This window comes from Virgisporangium ochraceum (assembly GCF_016863655.1).
Lineage (GTDB): Bacteria > Actinomycetota > Actinomycetes > Mycobacteriales > Micromonosporaceae > Virgisporangium > Virgisporangium ochraceum.
This window is the reverse complement of sequence record NZ_BOPH01000041.1, coordinates 22,004-37,614: the sequence shown is the minus strand read 5'-3', so window position 1 is coordinate 37,614 and position 15,611 is coordinate 22,004. Positions and strand designations below refer to the sequence as shown.

Sequence of the window (15,611 nt, the reverse complement as noted above, 5' to 3'; positions counted from 1 at the left end):
TGTCAGGCCTCCCCGTTGGTGACGACCAGGCTGACCGTGGTGGTCGTGCTCCCGCCGATGTTGAGTGTTCCCACGGTGCGCGCGCCCGGCACCTGGTGGTCGCCCGCCTGGTCGGTGACCTGCTTGTAGGCGTCGAGCAGCATGCGCACGCCGGTGGCGCCCACCGGGTGACCGCCACCGATGAGCCCGCCGCCCGGGTTCACCGGGATGCGTCCGCCGACGGCCAGGTCGCCGTTCTCGACCGCCTTCCAGCTCTCGCCCGGCGCGGTGATACCGAAGTGGTCGATCGCGGCGTACTCGGACATCGAGAAGCAGTCGTGGGTCTCGATCGCGTCGAGCTGCCCGAGCCCTACCCGTGCCCGCCCGAACGCGTCGGTGATCGCCTTGCGCACGTGCGGCAGCACGTACGGCTGGCCGGCGCTGTGCTCGAGCTTCTGCGCCAGCGCGAGCCCGACCGTGGTGTGACCCCAGCCGGCGATGCGGGCCACCTTCGTCATGGGGTGCGCCGCGAGGTACCGGTCGGACACCAGGACCACACCGGCGGCGCCGTCGGTGATCTGGCTGCAGTCGGTGCGCCGCACCCGTCCCTCGACCGCCGGGTTCGCCGTGTCGTCGTCGCTGAAGCTGGCGTCGGTGAACCGCCACGCGCGCGTCTGCGCGTTCGGGTTCGACCGGGCGTTGGTGTAGTTCAGCTTGGCGATCGCGTGCAGGTGCGCGTCGTCGAGCCCGTAGCGCTTGTCGTACTCGTCGGCGAGCGCGCTGAACATGTAGGGCCACATGAACTTCGCGTCCTGACCCTCGTGGCCGATCCATGCGGCGGCGCCGAGGAGCCGGGACGCGTCGTCGCCCGGAACGGTGCGCTCGAGCTCGACGCCGAGCACCAGCGCCACGTCGTACCGGCCCGACTCCAGGTCGGCCATCGCCGCCAGCACCGCGATGCTCCCGGACGCGCACGCGGCCTCGTGGCGGGCGGCCGGGATGCCCCACAGCCGCGGGTCGACCGTGGCGGGCATGCCGCCGAGCTGGCCCTGGCCGGTGAACAGCTGCCCGAACGCGTTGCCGACGTGGATCACGCCGATGTCGGCCGGGTCGACGCCCGACGCTTCGAGCGTCCCGGTGACCCCCGCCTCGACCAGCTCGGCGAAGCCGTGCCCGGCCCGGCCCCAGTTGGTGGCGAAATCGGTCTGGAATCCGCCGGCTACCCAGGTGGCAGAAGTAGTCACACCGGCACCTCCGTTCACGCGTCCTTACTATAACAGACAGAGTTAGTCGTCAACGGGAGCTGTTTCTGGCGAGGAAGATCCCCTTGCCAAGACGGGGGCGTGAGACTACACCTAACAGAGTGACCTCACGCGCCGTCCACATCCTGGACTTTGTCCGGACGCCACGCGGGAAAGGGTCGGCGAAAGGCTCGCTCCACCACCTCACGCCGACCGACCTGGTGGTACACCTGCAGCACGCGCTCGTCGAGCGCACCGGCCTGGACCCGGAGCGGGTCGAGGACGTCACCCTGGGCCTCGCCTCCCAGAACGGCGAACAGGGCGCGAACCTCGCCCGCACCGCCACCCTCCTCGCCGGCTGGGGCGACCGCGTCCCCGGCGTGACGCTCAACCGCTTCTGCGCCTCCGGGATCGACGCGGTGTCACAGACCGCGGCCCGCCTCAAGGCCGACGACCTCCAGCTGGCCGTCGCCGGCGGCGTCGAGAGCGTCTCGCGCGTACCGATGTTCTCCGACGAGGGTCCCCTGTGGACCGACCCCGACACGATCACGCGCGTCGGCTCGGTGCACATGGGCATCGCCGCCGACCTCAACGCCACGAAGGACGGTTGGCAGCGCCCCGAGCTCGACGCCTACGGCGCGGAGACCCAGCACAAGGCCGCCAGAGCCTGGGACGCCGGCTTCTACGCGCGCTCGGTGGTGCCGGTCGGCGGCTTCGCCCGCGACGAGCTGATCCGGGCGGACACCACCGTCGAGGGTCTCGCCGCGCTGCCGCCCGCGTTCACGGGGATCGGCGCGTCCGGCCAGGACGCGATCGCGATGGCCGCGCACCCGGAGATCGGACCGATCGAGCACCGTCACACGGTCGGCACGTCGCCCGCGCTCGCCGACGCCGCCGCGCTCGTGCTGCTCGGTACGGAGGACGCCGCCGACCGGGCGGGCCTGCGCCCGCGTGCCCGGGTCGTCGCCGCGGCCACCGCCTCGACGGATCCGGTCATCATGCTCACCGCCGGGCAGCACGCGGTCGAGAAGGTCATCGCGAAGGCCGGACTGCAGCCGAGGGACATCGACGTGTTCGAGTTCGCCGAGGCGTTCTCCGCGCTGTGCCTCACGTTCCGCCGCGACCTCGACGCCGGACCGGACCGCATGAACCCCAACGGTGGCACCATCGCGATGGGCCACGCGTTCGGCGCCACCGGCGCGATCCTCGTCGGGCAGTGCGTCGACGAGCTCGAACGGCGCGAGGGCCGGTACGGCGTGGCCGCGGTCAGCGGTGCGGCCGGCCTCGGCGTGGCCGTCCTCGTCGAGCGGGTCCCGTGAACGGCAGCGTCGGGATCGTCACCGGCGGCGGCAAGGGGTTGGGACGGGCGTTCGCGCTCCACCTGGCCGCGCGGGGGGCCGCGGTGGTCGTCAGCAACCGCAACGACTCCGCCGGCCGCGTCGTGGCCGAGATCGAAAAGGCGGGGGGACGCGCGTGCGCCGAGTACAGCGACGTCAGCGACCCCGACGCCGGGGAACGCATCGTCCGGACGGCGCTGGACACGTTCGGGCGCCTGGACTTCCTCGTCACCAGTGCCGCGGTCAGCGGTCCGGCGATGTTCCACCGGTCGAGCGTCGCGGCGCTGCGCGACGTGCTCGCCGTGAACGTCCTCGGCACCGCGGGCGTCGCGATGGCCGCGTCGGCGCACATGCGCGCGAATGGAGGCGGGCGCATCGTGCTCGTGGCGAGCACCGCCGGCCTGCACGGTGAGACGACCGTCTCGGCGTACGCGGCGAGCAAGGGCGCGGTGATCGCGCTCGGGCGCACCATCGCCCGGGAGGGCGGGCCCCGCAACGTGTACACCAACGTCCTGCTGCCGTACGCCACCACCCAGATGACCGAGGCGAACATGGACGACCACTTCCGCGACGTGATGACCGCGGAGTCGGTGGCGCCCGTGGTGGCCGCGCTCGTCGACCCGGCCGGCCGGGTCAACGGCGAGGTGATCGTGGCGGCGAACGGCGCGCTGCGGGCCACCGGCGCGGTCGAGTGGGGCACCGTCCACCATCCGTCCACGATGGACGGTGCGGAGCTGGAACGGCTGCTCGCCGACAGCCGCGGCGGCAAGCCGCACGAGTACCGCACGGCGCACGACGCGTTCGTCGAGTTCGCACAGGAGGGGCTGCGATGAGCTGGGGAGCGCTCGGACTCAACCTCGTCGTGAGCGCCGGCGCGGTCGCGCTCACCATGCTCGCCACGATGCTGTACGCGCTGCGCCGCGGCGAGCAGAGCATCGTCGACACGGTGTGGGGCCTCGGTTTCGTGGTCGTCGCGACCGTGTCGTTCGGGCTGTCGGGTGCGCTCGGCGAGGGCGACGACACCCGCCGGTGGATCGTGCTCGGGCTCACCGCCGTCTGGGGGATCCGCCTCGGCGTCTACATCTTCGCCCGCAACCACGGCAAGGGCGAAGACCCGCGGTACGCCGCGCTGATGCGCCGCAACACCGGCCGCACCGTGCCGTTCGTCGTCAAGTGGATCTACTGGCCGCAGGGCTCGATCATGTGGGTGGTGTCGCTGCCGGTCCAGGTGGCGATGTACGGGTCCGCGAACGTCGGTGTCGTCACGTGGATCGGCGTCGCGGTGTGGGCGGTCGGGCTCGCGTTCGAGGCGGTCGGAGACGCGCAACTGGCCCGGTTCAAGGCCGACCCGGCGAACCGCGGGAAACTCATGGACCGCGGCCTCTGGGGCTGGACCCGGCACCCGAACTACTTCGGCGACAGCCTGGTGTGGTTCGGGCTGTGGCTCCTCGCGTGCTCGCACTGGGTCGGGCTGCTGACCGTGGTCGCGCCGGTGCTGATGACGTACATGCTCGTGAACAAGAGCGGTAAGGCTTTGCTGGAGCGGCGGATGGCCCGCTCCCGCGGTGACGCGTACGCCGACTACGTCGCGCGCACGAGCGGCTTCCTCCCCCGCCCGCCGCGGCGGGCCGCGTGACCCACGATCTGGCCGACCTGCTCGACGTCCTCGACCTCAAGCAGTCGGCCGACGACCGCTTCGTCGGCCGCAACGCCGCGCTCGACCTGCCCCGCGTGTTCGGCGGGCAGGTCGCCGCGCAGGCGCTGGTCGCCGCCGGTCGCACCGTCGCGGGTGGACGGACACCGCAGTCGCTGTACGCCGACTTCCTGCGCCCCGGCCGGTCGGAGGTGCCGATCGAGTTCGTGGTGGAGACCGTGCGGGAGGGCCGCACCCGCTCGAACCGGTCCGTGGCCGCGCTCCAGGACGGCAGGGAGATCCTGCGGATGTCCGTGGCCTTCGGGCATCCGGACGTCACCGAGCCCCGGGTCGGCCACCAGACGCCGACGCCGCCCGCTCCCCCGCCGTCCGCCATGCCGTCGCTGGCCGAGAGCGTCGCCCGCTACGGCGGGCTCGACGGCATGTGGACCGGGTTCGACGCGGTCGAGATCCGGTTGGACCTGCGCACCGTCGACGGTGGCTCGCGCGACCTGATCTGGATGCGCGCCGCCGGCACGCTGCCCGACGACCCGCTCGTGCACGCCGCGGTGACCTGCTACGCCACCGACCTCACGCTGCTCGCCGCCGCACTCGTGCCGCACGGCCTGGTGATCGGCCGCGAACGCGACGACCGGCACGCCTGGGACACCGTGTCGCTGGACCACGCCCTGTGGCTGCACCGCGTCCCGCGCGCCGACGACTGGATGCTGTTCGACCAGCACTCACCGGTCGCCTCCTGGGGACGCGCGTTGAGCGCCGCCGGAATCTTCGCCCCGGACGGCGAACTGGTGGCGACGGTCGCCCAGGAGGGCCTGCTGCGGGCGTCGCCGCTCTAGGCCGGTCCGGCGAGCCCGACGAGGTTGCCCTCCGGGTCGGTGAAGTGGGCGACGACCAGGTCGCCGCCGGGCGAGCGCACCGGTCCCATCGCCCTTTTCCCACCGAGGCTCTCGGCCTTCTCCAGCGCCTCGGCCACGTCGTCGACCCCCACGTAGAAGACGGTGTGCGGCGCGTAGCCGGCACCGCCGCCGACGCCACCGGGGATGGTCTCGCCCTCGACGAAGCCGTAGTTGCCGGCCTCGGAGACCGGTTCGGCGACCGGGCCGCCGACCGCATACTCCCACCCGAAGAGCGAGCCGTAGTAGTCGCGGAGCCGGCCCGGGTCGGCTCCGATGATCTCGTAGTGAACGACCTGCCGCGCCATGCGTCCTCCATGTAGTTGTTAAAAACAACCTGGAGGTTTTAATATCACACCATGCCCACGACGCGCACCTACGCCGACTCCTGCGGCATCGGGCGTGCCCTCGACGTGGTGGGGGAGCGCTGGGCGCTGCTCGTGGTGCGCGAGCTGCTGCTCGGCCCGCAACGCTTCACCGACCTCCGGCGCGCCCTGCCCGGCGCGAGCTCGAACCTTCTGGCCGACCGGCTGCGTGAGCTGCACGAGCGCGGTGTCGTCGCGCGTCGCACGCTGCCACCGCCCGGGGCGGCGAAGGTCTACGAGCTGACGGACTGGGGCCGCGAGCTGGAGCCGATCGTGCTCGCCCTGGGCGCGTGGGGCCTGCGCGTGCCGGCACCGGAGCCGAGCACGCTCAGCGCCACCTCGATCCTCATCTACCTGCGCGGCTCGCTCGACCCCGGGCACCGCACGTTCCGCGTCGAACTCGACGACCGCGTCTGGACCGTCTCCTCACGGGACGGGGAAACCGTTGTCACGCAAGGCCAGCCGGAGCACGCCGACGGGTCTGTCCGCACCGACCCGCGTACGCTGAACGAGCTCATCGACGACCCGGCCGCGCTGCCCGACCTCGTCGCCGCCGGACGGGCCGAGACCCACGGCGCCATCGGCTACCTGTTCACCTCCCGCCGGTCCCCGTAGCCCGGCGCCGCCGGTACTCCGAGACGACCAGGTCGGTCAGCTCGTCGAGTGAGGTCTCCGCGGTCGGCTTGTCGAACGTGATCGTGCCGTGCTGCAACAGGTTCACGCGGTCGCACACGTCGAGCACCTGGGCGTAGTTGTGCACGATCAGAATCATCGCGATGTCGCCCCTGGCTTTCAGGTCGGCGATCAGGTCGAGGATCTGGGCGCCCTCCTTCGCGCCCATCGCGGCCAACGGCTCGTCGAGCAGCAGGACGCGCCGCGCCGAGTACACCGAGCGGGCCACGGCGATCGCCTGCCGCTGCCCGCCCGACAGCCGGGCCACCTCGACGGTCACGTCGGGGATGTCGACGCCGATCTCGTCGAGGTGCTGGCGGGCCAGCTTGCGCATGGCCCGGTTGCGCAGGAACGGCCAGCGCACGACCTCCCGGTTGAGGAACATGTTGTGGTAGACGGACAACTGGTCGACCAGCGCCAGGTCCTGGTACACGGTGTCGATGCCGAGCGAGCGGGCGTGCCCGACGGAGCGCAGCGTCGTCTCCTCGCCGTCGACCACGATGCGGCCGGAGTCGGGCCGGTGGAAGCCGCACAGCGTCTTGATGAGCGTCGACTTCCCCGCGCCGTTGTCGCCGATGAGCCCGAGCACCTCGCCCCTGCCCAGCCGCAGCGACACGTCGCGCAGCGCGGTGACCGGGCCGAACCGCTTGCTGATGTGCTCGGCGCGCAGCAGCTCGGTCATCGCAGCGTGCCCTTCGTCCGGAGGCGGGCCAGGTACACGTTGAGGATCATCGCGAGCAGGATCGCGATGCCGAGGATCAGGTCGAACCGGTCGGCGTTGACCCCCACGAGGTTGAGCCCGTCACGGAGGATGCCGAGCACCAGCGCACCCAGCAGCGCGCCCACGATGGTCCCCGATCCGCCCGCCAACGCCGTCCCGCCGATCACGGCCGCCGCCACGGAGGCGAACATGATCCCGGACCCGCCCGCGAGCGGCTCGATCGAGTTGATGCGGAACGCCTCCAGGACGCCCGTCAACGCGCCGAGCATGCTCGCGATCATGAAGTTGCCTATCTTGATGCGGTTGACCCGCACCCCGGCCTCGCCGGCACCGTGCTGGTTGCCACCGGTCGCCACCGTGTGCAGGCCCCACCGGGTCTGGCTGAGCACGACCTGGAACGCGAGCACGATCGCGAGCGCCCACGTGATCTCCGCCCAGGGCGCCGCGCCCAGCCACCACGCCACCCCGCGCGCCGCCTCCGGAATCGGTACCGGGTAGGCGTGCGAGGTCACCAGCGTGATGCCGTTGAGGAGGAAGAGCATGCCCAGCGTGGTCACGAAGGACGGAACGTGCAGGCGGACCGTGACCAGACCGTTGACCAGGCCCACGACGGCGCCCGCCGCCACCGCGAGCACGATCGCGAGCAGCACGGGCACGCCGTGGAACGAGATGGCGTAGTGCATCAGGAACGGCGCCAGCGCGTACATGTGCCCGACCGACAGGTCGATCTCGCCGCTGATCAGCAGCAGCACCTGGCCGGTCGCCAGGATCGCCACCGGCGCGACATAGTGCGAGATCGTCACGAGGTTGCCCTCGGTGGCGAACGCCGGGCTGGCGGCGTTGAAGTACACCGCCAGCCCGATCGCCACGAGCAGGATGCTGGCTTCGCGGAACCGGAGAAGCCGTTGGCCGCCGCGGCGGGCGGCGGCGATCGTCAACGTGGTCATTTGTGCGGGATCGGGCCGCTGCGCGTCACGACCTTCTGCGCCGTGTCCGAACCTTCGAAACGCGTCTTGACGTCGCTGAACTGGCTGACGTTGTCCTTGGTGACGAACGACAGCGACGTGTTGGTGTCGGGAGGCGAGACCAGCCCGCCGGACAGGTTGTAGAGATACAGGGCGATGACCGGCAGGAAGCCCTGCAGGTACGGCTGCTGGTCGATCGTGAAGTCGAGGCTGCCGCCCTTGACGCTCTCGAGCGTGCCGGGCTGCAGGTCGAACCCGCCGGCGATGACGCCCTTGTCCTTGAGCTTCAGCTTCGCGACCACCTTGCCCAGCGCGTCGGTCGACCCGCCGTCGACGGCCAGCAGCCCCTTGGCGTTCGGGTGGCCCGCCAGGTACGCCTCGATGGCGTTGAGCTCGTTGGGGAGGTCGGTGCCGGTCGCGATCTGGGTGAACGTGTGGCTGGTCCCCGACTCCTTCAGCACGTCGCGCGCGCCGTCGCTGCGGGGCTGGATGTTGAGTGAGCCCGGCGTGGCGATGAAGCACACCACCTCGCCGCCGCTGAACTTGCTCTCCAGCAGCTTGGTGCCGAGCGAGCGGCCCGAGTCGTACAACGGCTGCCCGATGTAGGACAGCCGCGAGGTGCCCGGGTTCCCCGGCTCGCCGTCGGCGTTGTAGCTCACCACCGGGATGCCGGCGTCGAGCGCCTTGTTGACCGGGTCGGTGAACGCCCGCGCGTCGGTGACCGCGAGCGCGATCCCGTTCGCCTTCGCCGACACGGCGGCGTTCGTCGCGTTGACCATCTCGCCGACGACGGCGTTCTGCGAGCCGGTCCACTGGTAGTCGCAGCCGAGCAGCGCGCAAGCGTCGGCGATGCCGTACTGGGTGGGTGTGAAGAACGGGTGGGCGGTGACGTGACAGACGAAGACGAAGCGCCACTTGGGCGTCGCCGGGAAGTTGCCGGCGGCGCCGGCCTGTGCCTTGTTCTCCGAGCAGGCGGTGAGCAGCGCGCCCGCGGCGAGCGCGGCACTGCTCAGCCCGGCGCCCGACAGCAGCCGCCGCCGGGTGACCGGGTTGAGGTCGAGGGTGTCGACGGCCTCCTCGACGCGGGGGTGGACCGTTCGCATCGGCTCTCCTGTTGGTTCGGTGCCGTTACTTACCTAGCTTGGGGCCGGTCGGCGGAGGACAAGGAGTCCCATCTCCCCATAACATGCGGGTTATGGAGCTGGAGCTGCGCCATCTCCGCGTCATCTGCGTCGTCGCCGAGGCGGGCAGCATCGGCCGTGCCGCCGCCGCGCTGCGCGTCTCCCAGCCCGGCCTGTCCGCCCAACTGCACCGCATCGAGCGGATGCTGGGCGGCACGCTGTTCATCCGGCGCAACCACGGGGTCACCACCACCTCGTTCGGCGAGATGGTGCTGACCCGCTGCCGCGCGGTCCTGCCGACGATCGACGAGCTGAGCCGCGCGACCACGCGCGTCACCCTCGACGCCGTCGGCACCGAGCCCCGGCTGCTGCGCATCGGCACGGTCAACGCGCCGCTGCTGCCCGCCCTCGTCACCGGCCTGACCGGACGGTTCCCCACCGCCGCGATCACCACGCACGGCGAAGGGTCGCCGACCCCGCTGGTGCACATGGTCGCCGGCGGCCTCCTCGAACTGGCCGTCGCCGGCGAGAACCCGGTGTACGAGCTACCGGTGCGCCCCGAGGTCGCGTACCACACCGTGGCGACCGAGCCGGTGTTCGCGCTGCTCGCCGCCGACCACCCGCTGGCCGCCCGCGCCGAGATCGACCTGGCCGACCTCGCCGGCGAGCGCTTCGGCCTCCCCCGCCCCGACGACGACCGCTGCCACGAGTACTACGCGCTGGCCTGCCTGGCGGCCGGCTTCGAGATGCGCGCGACGCACGACGTCGAGGGCACCCCGCTGCTCGACCTCATCCGCGCCGGCCACGCGGTGACGTTCTGCCAGGCGACGTTCCGCACCAGCCCCGACCTGGCGGTGGTGCCCCTCGCCGGCACGCCGCTGTGGTACCGGCACGTGCTGATCTGGCCCCGCGAGGGCGTGCTGGCCGACCACGGCGCCCTCGTGTGCGGGCTGGCGGCCGCCGGGTACCACGCGGCGGTCCGGCGCAACTCCGCCTATCCGGCGTGGCTGGCCCGCCACGGTGACCTGGTGCGGCCGGCGGCCACCCGCGTCGAGGAGCGCCCGTCGGCCGCCCGTGTCGAACCGCGGCCACCCGCCTGCTGTTAGCGATAACAGACGGCCGCGCGGCGCACGGCCAGGCCGCATGAGCCCGCGCCGCGCGGCGCGGGCCGCGCCGGTCGCTCAGGTCGTGAGGCGGAAGGTCGCGTCCGCGCGTTCCTGGGTGGTGGTGACCGGGTCGATGCGGAGCAGGTAGCTGTAGTGACGCAGGTACCGGTCCGGGTAGTTGTAGGACTGGTACGACGTCCACGACGAGTTGGCCAGGCCCGCCACCGCGCGGAACGTGGCGTCGGCGGCGAACGTGGTGCTCCCGTCGTTGGGCGCCAGCACCAGGTCGTAGTTGTAGTGGCGCAGGTAGTACCCCGGGTAGTTGACCGACTCGAACGACACCGTGCCGCTCGCGCCGGCCAGGCCCGGCCGCACCCGGAACTGGGCGTCCTGGGCCGGGCTGACGTTCGGGTCGATGCGCACGTCGAGGTTGGCGTGGCGCACGTACCGGTCCTGGAAGTTGTAGGACTGGATGCGGTTCACGGGAGCGTTCGTGCCCCACCGGCCCAGCACCCGGCTCTCCTCCGCCGCGGTGAGGTTGAGGATCGAGCCGTGGCGCTTGCGGGTGCCGCCCATGCCGTAGTCGGTGCGGGTGCGGAAGTTCTGCACGCTGCCGAGGTTCGTCGACGTCACCGGCATGTAGCCGCGACCGGTCGCGTACTGGTCGAGCCACAGGCTCCACTCGCTGCGCCCGTTGAACTGCGCCCACATCGGGCCCTCGACGACGTTGCCGCCGCCGGTTCCGTTGGAGATGCCCAGATGTGACAGGTTGCCGAGCGTCGTCCACGAGCCGAGCACCGAGTTGCTGGCCTCGATCGTGATGTGCCCGTCGGCGGAGGCGCGGTAGTAGCGGTAGGCACTGTTCGGCGCCTCGATGATCTGGGTGTCGATGATGCCCTGTCCGCTGCCGCGGTCGATGTAGAGCTGCGGCGCGGTGAACGTGCGGAAGTCGCTGGTCCGCACGTACCAGATGCGGTGCTTGGTGACCCCGTTGCGCAGCGAGTTCGTCGCCCAGTAGACGACGTAGTCGTTCGTCGCCGGGTTCCAGATCGCCTCCGGCGCCCACGCGTTGCCGGCGCCGGAGATTCCGGCGGCGACGTTGATGAGACGGGGTTGCGACCAGTTCACGAGGTCGCTGGACTCCCACACCACCAGCGACGTGCTGCCCCGGTTCGCCGCGTCGGACCACGAGGTGCCGCTCGCGATGCGCAGGTCGGTGGCGACGATCCAGTACCGGTCACCCGCCGGCGACCGCACGAGCGCGGGGTCACGCACGCCCTGGGTGCCCACCGTGGACAGGAGGACGGGGCTGCCGCCGTTGAGGTCCGTCCAGTTCAGACCGTCGCGGCTGTGCGCGAAGTAGATCTGCTCGCCCCGGGCCGACTCCCCGATGAAGTGCGCCAGCAGGTAACCGGTGAACGGGTCCAACGCGGCCGCGGGCCCGGCCGGCACGACGATGAAGGACCCGATCAGGGCCAGCAGGGCGACAAGCCGTTTCAGCACGACAGGCTCCTCATCGGGTGGGGACGACCGGCGCGATGGTGCCGTCGGCGTTGAAGCGCATCACGTCGACGGCCGTCTCGCGGTTGGTGCCGTTGCCGGCCGGCACGGCGAACCGGTGGTAGGCGATGTACCAGGTGTCGGAGTTCGGGGCACGCACCACCGAGTGGTGCCCGGTGCCGAGGATGGCGCCGCTCTTGCGCAGCACCACGCCGCGGTTGGTCCACGGGCCGAGCGGCGACGTGCCGGTGGCGTAGGCGACCCGGTAGTCCTCGCTGCGGGTGTCGTTCTCCGACCACATCAGGTAGTAGGTGCCGTTGCGCTTGAACACGAACGGCGCCTCGTTGTACCCGCTCGGCGTGATCGTGCGCACCTGGGCGGCATCGAACGACACCATGTCGTCGTTCAACGGCACCACCCGCGCCACGCCCTGCCCCCAGTAGAGGTAGGAGCGGCCGTCGTCGTCGGTGAACACCATCGGGTCGATGGCCTGGCCGCCGGAGAACTGTCCACTCTGGACCAACGGGCGGCCGAGCGCGTCGCGGAACGGCCCCGTCGGCGACGCCGACACGGCGACCCCGAGCTGCTTCGCGCCGTTGACCAGGCCGCCGCTGAAATACAGGTAGTACCGGCCGAACTTCAGCGTCACGGCCGGCGCCCACGCCGAGTCGTCGGCCCACGACACGTCCGGGCCGTGGTCGAGGATCACGCCGTGGTCGGTCCAGGTGACCAGGTCGGCCGACGAGAACGCCTTGTAGTACGTGCCGCCCCAGCCGGCGTAGCCGTCGGTGGTCGGGTACAGGTAGTAGCGGCCGTTGAAGGTCACGAGGTGCGGGTCGGCGAACAGCCCGGGGATCACCGGGTTCTTGTCGGTCTTCGGCGCCCACGGCGCCACGAGGCGGAACGAGCTGTCGGCGACGGCACCCACCGCGTCGAGCCACAGCGCGAAGTCGCGGTGCCGGATCCGCCGGTCGGGATAGTTGTACGACACCAGCGACACCGATCCCGCCACCGACCCGTCGGCCGCGCAGAACGTGGCGTCGCCGCGGAACGTCGCGTCGCCGGTGTTGGCGTCGACGCGCAGCCGGTAGTCGCGGTGGCGCAGGAACAGCCCGCTCTTCGTCCGGAACGAGTAGCACGCGGGCGAGGCCAGGCCGTTCACGACGGTGAAGGTCGCGTCGAGCTTGAGCTGGGTGGCACCGCTCGAGGTGACCGGGTCCAGCCGGGCCAACGAGTCGAGGTGACGCACGAAGCGGCCGGCGTAGTTGACCGCCTCCAGCGACACCGCACCGGTGGGCAGCGTCGCCGCGTACGCCGCGGATGCGGTGACGGCAACGCCCACCAGCAGCACGAGCACCGCGGCAGCGGCCCGGATCCGCATCCTCGACCTCCCGTTGTTATCGATAACAATCAATGGTGGCGGTCCACCTGTCAAGGGCGGCCACACTGGACCCATGTTCGTCATCGCCCACATCAGCGACATCCATCTCGACGGCACCGAGCGGTCCACCGGGCGCGCCGCCCGGGTCATGGACCACCTCCGGACGCTGGAGGAGCACCTCGACGTCATCCTCGTCACCGGCGACCTCGCCGACCACGGCGCCGAGCCCGAGTACGAGGAGGTCGCCCGCATCGCCACCGCGTCGGTGCCGGTGCTGCTGTGCCCCGGCAACCACGACGCGCGTCCCCCGTACCGCAAGGCGCTGCTCGGCGAGGACCCCGACGACTCGCCGATCAACCGGACCTACCGCATCGGCGGGGTGACGTTCCTGATGGCCGACTCGTCGATCCCCGGCCGCGACCCCGGTCTCCTCGACGACCCGACCCTCGCGTGGCTCGACCGCGAGCTCGCCAGCGACGACGGGCCGGCGTTCATCTGTCTCCACCACCCGCCGGTCCCGTTGCACATGCCCTTCGTCGACGGGATCCGGCTGCAGCGTCCCGACGGCCTCGCCGCGGTCGTGGAGCGGCATCCGCGCGTGGTGGCGGTGCTGTGCGGCCACGCGCACACCCCGGCGGCGACGACGTTCGCGGGCCGGCCGCTGCTGGTCGCACCGGGCGTGGCGTCGACGGTCAAGCTGCCGTGGGAGCCCGGCCCGGGCCTCGACCGGGACCTCCCGCCGGCCATCGCGTTCCACCTGTTCGACGACGGCCGCCTCACGACCCATTTCCGGCTGGTGGCGTAGGAACCGCGCGCGGGGGTAGACCAACGGCGTGACCGCCTACGCCATCCGCTCCCCCGCCGTGCGGTGGGCCGGCCTCGCCGGTTTCGCCGCCGCCGTCACCGCGGCAGCGCTGCTCGGCACGCTCGCCGTCACCGGGACGGCCGGCGAGTACGCGACGCTCGACCGTCCCTCGTGGGCGCCGCCGTCGTGGCTGTTCGGTCCCGTGTGGACGGTGCTCTACGGGATGATCGCCGTCGCCGGCTGGCTGGTGTGGCGGCGGGTCGGCGCCGACCGGGTCCTGGTGCCGTACGCGGTGCAGCTGGTGCTCAACGCCGCCTGGACACCGATCTTCTTCGGCGCCGGGCAGTACGGGTGGGCGCTGGTCGACATCGTCGCGATGTGGGTGGCGATCGCGGTGACCATTCTCGGTTTCCGCCGCGTCCACCGGGCCGCGGCGTGGCTGCTGGTGCCGTATCTGCTCTGGGTGAGCTACGCGACCGCCCTGAACGCCGCGATCTGGTACCTCAACCGGTAGCGGCGCCCAGCCGCGCCTGGAGGTCCTTCACCCGGCCGAGGTCGTCGAACGCCACGTGGGCGGTGAACCGCGGTCCGGTGATGGTCAGCGTCTCCCGGTCGTCGCTGAAGACCGCCGACATGCCGCGGCGCACGGCGTAGCTGTAGAACGCGCGGCGGTGGTTGGTCAGCGGGATCTCGGCCAGGCCCTGCTGCAGGATCCGCATGACGCGGGCCGGTTCCGGCTCCGGCAGCTCGAAGTCGGGGTGCTCGATGAGGAACCCGCCGCGGGTGCCGCCGCCCGCCGGCGCGTTGTAGTGCGTCCAGACGCCGGTGAGCGTCTTCGCGGCCTCGATGAAGAACGTGGCCGCCAGGTGCGGTTCGTCCGGCTGACCGGGCAGCTCGGCGAACGGCACCTCGGGCTCGGCGAACAGCGCGAGGTCGTGGCGGCGCCCCCAGTCCCGCAGCGACTCGGACAACCGCGACGCCTCGGGGTGGAACCCGGACGGGTTGGCCCACGCCCACAACCACGACCGCGGGCCGGGCGCCGCCGAGCCCAACAGGTGCATCCGGGTGCAGGTGCGCGGCGTCGCGCCGGTGAAGCTGAACTCCGGTTTGCTGAGTTCGACCTGCCAGTTGTGCTCACCGAGCACCTCTTCCAGGTGCACCTGGTGCTCCAGTGACAGGAGCGCGGCATCGTCGGTCAGATCGGTGAACACGTGAAGAAGATCAGTCACGCGGACCGACCCTAGCAACGGACCGCCAACGGGACCGGCCGGACCGGCCTCAGCCGAACAGGGTGTCGGCCGCACGCTCCCACTCCACCACGAGGTCGGTGCCGCCGGGATCGCGCAGCCACTGGATCTGCAGGCCGTCCATCAGGGCGATCACCTGGCGCGCCAACGACTCCGGCCGGTCGCTCACCCCGGTTGCCAGTGCGGTCAACGTCTCCAGGACCCGCGCCTGCCGCGTCACGAAGTACGCGTGCGCGGGGTGGTCCGGCGCGAGCGACTCGGCCTCCAGCACGGCGAACAGCCGCACGATCTCCGGCTGCGACGCGTTGCGCCGCACCAGCGCCGCGCACACGCGCCGCAGGTCGACGCCGGCGGACAGGCCGTCCGTGCCGAGGTCCGCGGTCAGCGCGCGGCCGTCTTCGGCGTCGCGATGGTCGAGGACCGCGAGCAGCAGCCCGTCCTTGGACCCCACGTGGTGCAGCAGACCGGGGACGGTGAGCCCACAGCCGTCGGCGACGTCCTGCATCGACAGGCCCCAGAAGCCGCGCTCGGCGATGAGCCGGGTGGTGACCCCGATGATCTGGCCACGCCGCTCGGCCACCGGCAGCCGGACCCTTGCCGTGCCACGGTTCACCTGGCTAGATT

At 71.6% G+C, this 15,611-nt stretch carries 17 protein-coding genes; 8 read left to right on the top strand and 9 right to left on the bottom strand.

Going from position 1 to position 15,611, the window contains the following annotated elements; all coding sequences use genetic code 11:
* Positions 1-2: 2 nt before the first annotated feature.
* Positions 3-1,223, bottom strand: coding sequence for an acetyl-CoA acetyltransferase (locus Voc01_RS16755; RefSeq protein WP_203928365.1), 1,221 nt, complete (start codon positions 1,221-1,223; stop codon positions 3-5).
* Between the two features lie 119 nt (positions 1,224-1,342).
* On the opposite strand from Voc01_RS16755, the gene Voc01_RS16750 reads away from it, so the two are divergent.
* Genes Voc01_RS16750 through Voc01_RS16735 form a run of 4 tightly spaced genes read left to right on the top strand, consistent with a single transcriptional unit; the run spans position 1,343 to position 5,047 of the window.
* Positions 1,343-2,539: an acetyl-CoA C-acyltransferase gene (locus tag Voc01_RS16750; protein ID WP_203928364.1), complete on the top strand. Its 1,197-nt coding sequence runs from the start codon at positions 1,343-1,345 to the stop codon at positions 2,537-2,539.
* Positions 2,536-3,390: an SDR family NAD(P)-dependent oxidoreductase gene (locus Voc01_RS16745; protein WP_203928363.1), complete on the top strand. Its 855-nt coding sequence runs from the start codon at positions 2,536-2,538 to the stop codon at positions 3,388-3,390. The genes Voc01_RS16750 and Voc01_RS16745 overlap by 4 nt, the downstream gene beginning before the upstream one ends.
* Positions 3,387-4,193 (top strand): DUF1295 domain-containing protein, encoded by an 807-nt coding sequence (locus Voc01_RS16740; protein ID WP_203928362.1) that lies wholly within the window; start codon positions 3,387-3,389, stop codon positions 4,191-4,193. The genes Voc01_RS16745 and Voc01_RS16740 overlap by 4 nt, the downstream gene beginning before the upstream one ends.
* Entirely contained in the window at positions 4,190-5,047 is an 858-nt protein-coding gene (locus tag Voc01_RS16735; protein WP_203928361.1) for an acyl-CoA thioesterase, read from the top strand. Before Voc01_RS16740 ends, Voc01_RS16735 begins: the two co-directional genes overlap by 4 nt.
* Here Voc01_RS16735 and Voc01_RS16730 read toward each other — a convergent pair.
* Positions 5,044-5,412, bottom strand: coding sequence for a VOC family protein (locus Voc01_RS16730; protein WP_203928360.1), 369 nt, complete (start codon positions 5,410-5,412; stop codon positions 5,044-5,046). The genes Voc01_RS16735 and Voc01_RS16730 overlap by 4 nt on opposite strands.
* A 51-nt stretch (positions 5,413-5,463) precedes the next feature.
* Between Voc01_RS16730 and Voc01_RS16725 the strand changes: the two genes are divergently transcribed.
* Positions 5,464-6,084 (top strand): winged helix-turn-helix transcriptional regulator, encoded by a 621-nt coding sequence (locus tag Voc01_RS16725; protein WP_203928359.1) that lies wholly within the window; start codon positions 5,464-5,466, stop codon positions 6,082-6,084.
* Here the strand turns inward: Voc01_RS16725 and Voc01_RS16720 are convergent.
* From Voc01_RS16720 to Voc01_RS16710, 3 genes are read right to left on the bottom strand one after another with little or no spacing between them, the layout of a single operon-like run.
* The gene (locus Voc01_RS16720) at positions 6,062-6,823 is read right to left on the bottom strand and encodes an ATP-binding cassette domain-containing protein (protein WP_203928358.1); all 762 of its coding nucleotides are present in this window, start codon (positions 6,821-6,823) and stop codon (positions 6,062-6,064) included. The two genes, Voc01_RS16725 and Voc01_RS16720, sit on opposite strands and share 23 nt — an antisense overlap.
* Complete coding sequence (locus tag Voc01_RS16715) at positions 6,820-7,809, bottom strand: ABC transporter permease (RefSeq protein WP_203928357.1); 990 nt, start codon at positions 7,807-7,809, stop codon at positions 6,820-6,822. The genes Voc01_RS16720 and Voc01_RS16715 overlap by 4 nt, the downstream gene beginning before the upstream one ends.
* On the bottom strand, positions 7,806-8,930 hold the full coding sequence (locus tag Voc01_RS16710) for a sugar ABC transporter substrate-binding protein (RefSeq protein ID WP_203928356.1): 1,125 nt from the start codon (positions 8,928-8,930) through the stop codon (positions 7,806-7,808). The genes Voc01_RS16715 and Voc01_RS16710 overlap by 4 nt, the downstream gene beginning before the upstream one ends.
* 92 nt (positions 8,931-9,022) lie before the next feature.
* Between Voc01_RS16710 and Voc01_RS16705 the strand changes: the two genes are divergently transcribed.
* Entirely contained in the window at positions 9,023-10,054 is a 1,032-nt protein-coding gene (locus Voc01_RS16705) for a LysR family transcriptional regulator (RefSeq protein ID WP_203928355.1), read from the top strand.
* Between the two features lie 75 nt (positions 10,055-10,129).
* Here the strand turns inward: Voc01_RS16705 and Voc01_RS16700 are convergent, their stop codons facing one another.
* Positions 10,130-11,557 carry a glycoside hydrolase family 43 protein gene (locus Voc01_RS16700; protein WP_203928354.1) on the bottom strand — a complete coding sequence of 476 codons (1,428 nt, stop codon included), beginning with the start codon at positions 11,555-11,557 and terminating at the stop codon, positions 10,130-10,132.
* A gap of 10 nt (positions 11,558-11,567) precedes the next feature.
* Positions 11,568-12,935, bottom strand: a complete 1,368-nt coding sequence (locus Voc01_RS16695; RefSeq protein WP_203928353.1) for a family 43 glycosylhydrolase — start codon at positions 12,933-12,935, stop codon at positions 11,568-11,570.
* A gap of 73 nt (positions 12,936-13,008) precedes the next feature.
* Between Voc01_RS16695 and Voc01_RS16690 the strand changes: the two genes are divergently transcribed.
* Together Voc01_RS16690 and Voc01_RS16685 are read left to right on the top strand one after the other, a co-directional pair.
* The gene (locus tag Voc01_RS16690) at positions 13,009-13,740 is read left to right on the top strand and encodes a phosphodiesterase (RefSeq protein WP_203928352.1); all 732 of its coding nucleotides are present in this window, start codon (positions 13,009-13,011) and stop codon (positions 13,738-13,740) included.
* Between the two features lie 28 nt (positions 13,741-13,768).
* Positions 13,769-14,254: a TspO/MBR family protein gene (locus Voc01_RS16685; RefSeq protein ID WP_203928351.1), complete on the top strand. Its 486-nt coding sequence runs from the start codon at positions 13,769-13,771 to the stop codon at positions 14,252-14,254.
* Here Voc01_RS16685 and Voc01_RS16680 read toward each other — a convergent pair.
* Positions 14,244-14,969: a DUF6882 domain-containing protein gene (locus tag Voc01_RS16680; protein ID WP_203928350.1), complete on the bottom strand. Its 726-nt coding sequence runs from the start codon at positions 14,967-14,969 to the stop codon at positions 14,244-14,246. The genes Voc01_RS16685 and Voc01_RS16680 overlap by 11 nt on opposite strands.
* A 49-nt stretch (positions 14,970-15,018) precedes the next feature.
* Positions 15,019-15,600: a TetR/AcrR family transcriptional regulator gene (locus tag Voc01_RS16675; RefSeq protein WP_203928349.1), complete on the bottom strand. Its 582-nt coding sequence runs from the start codon at positions 15,598-15,600 to the stop codon at positions 15,019-15,021.
* Positions 15,601-15,611 lie beyond the last annotated feature (11 nt).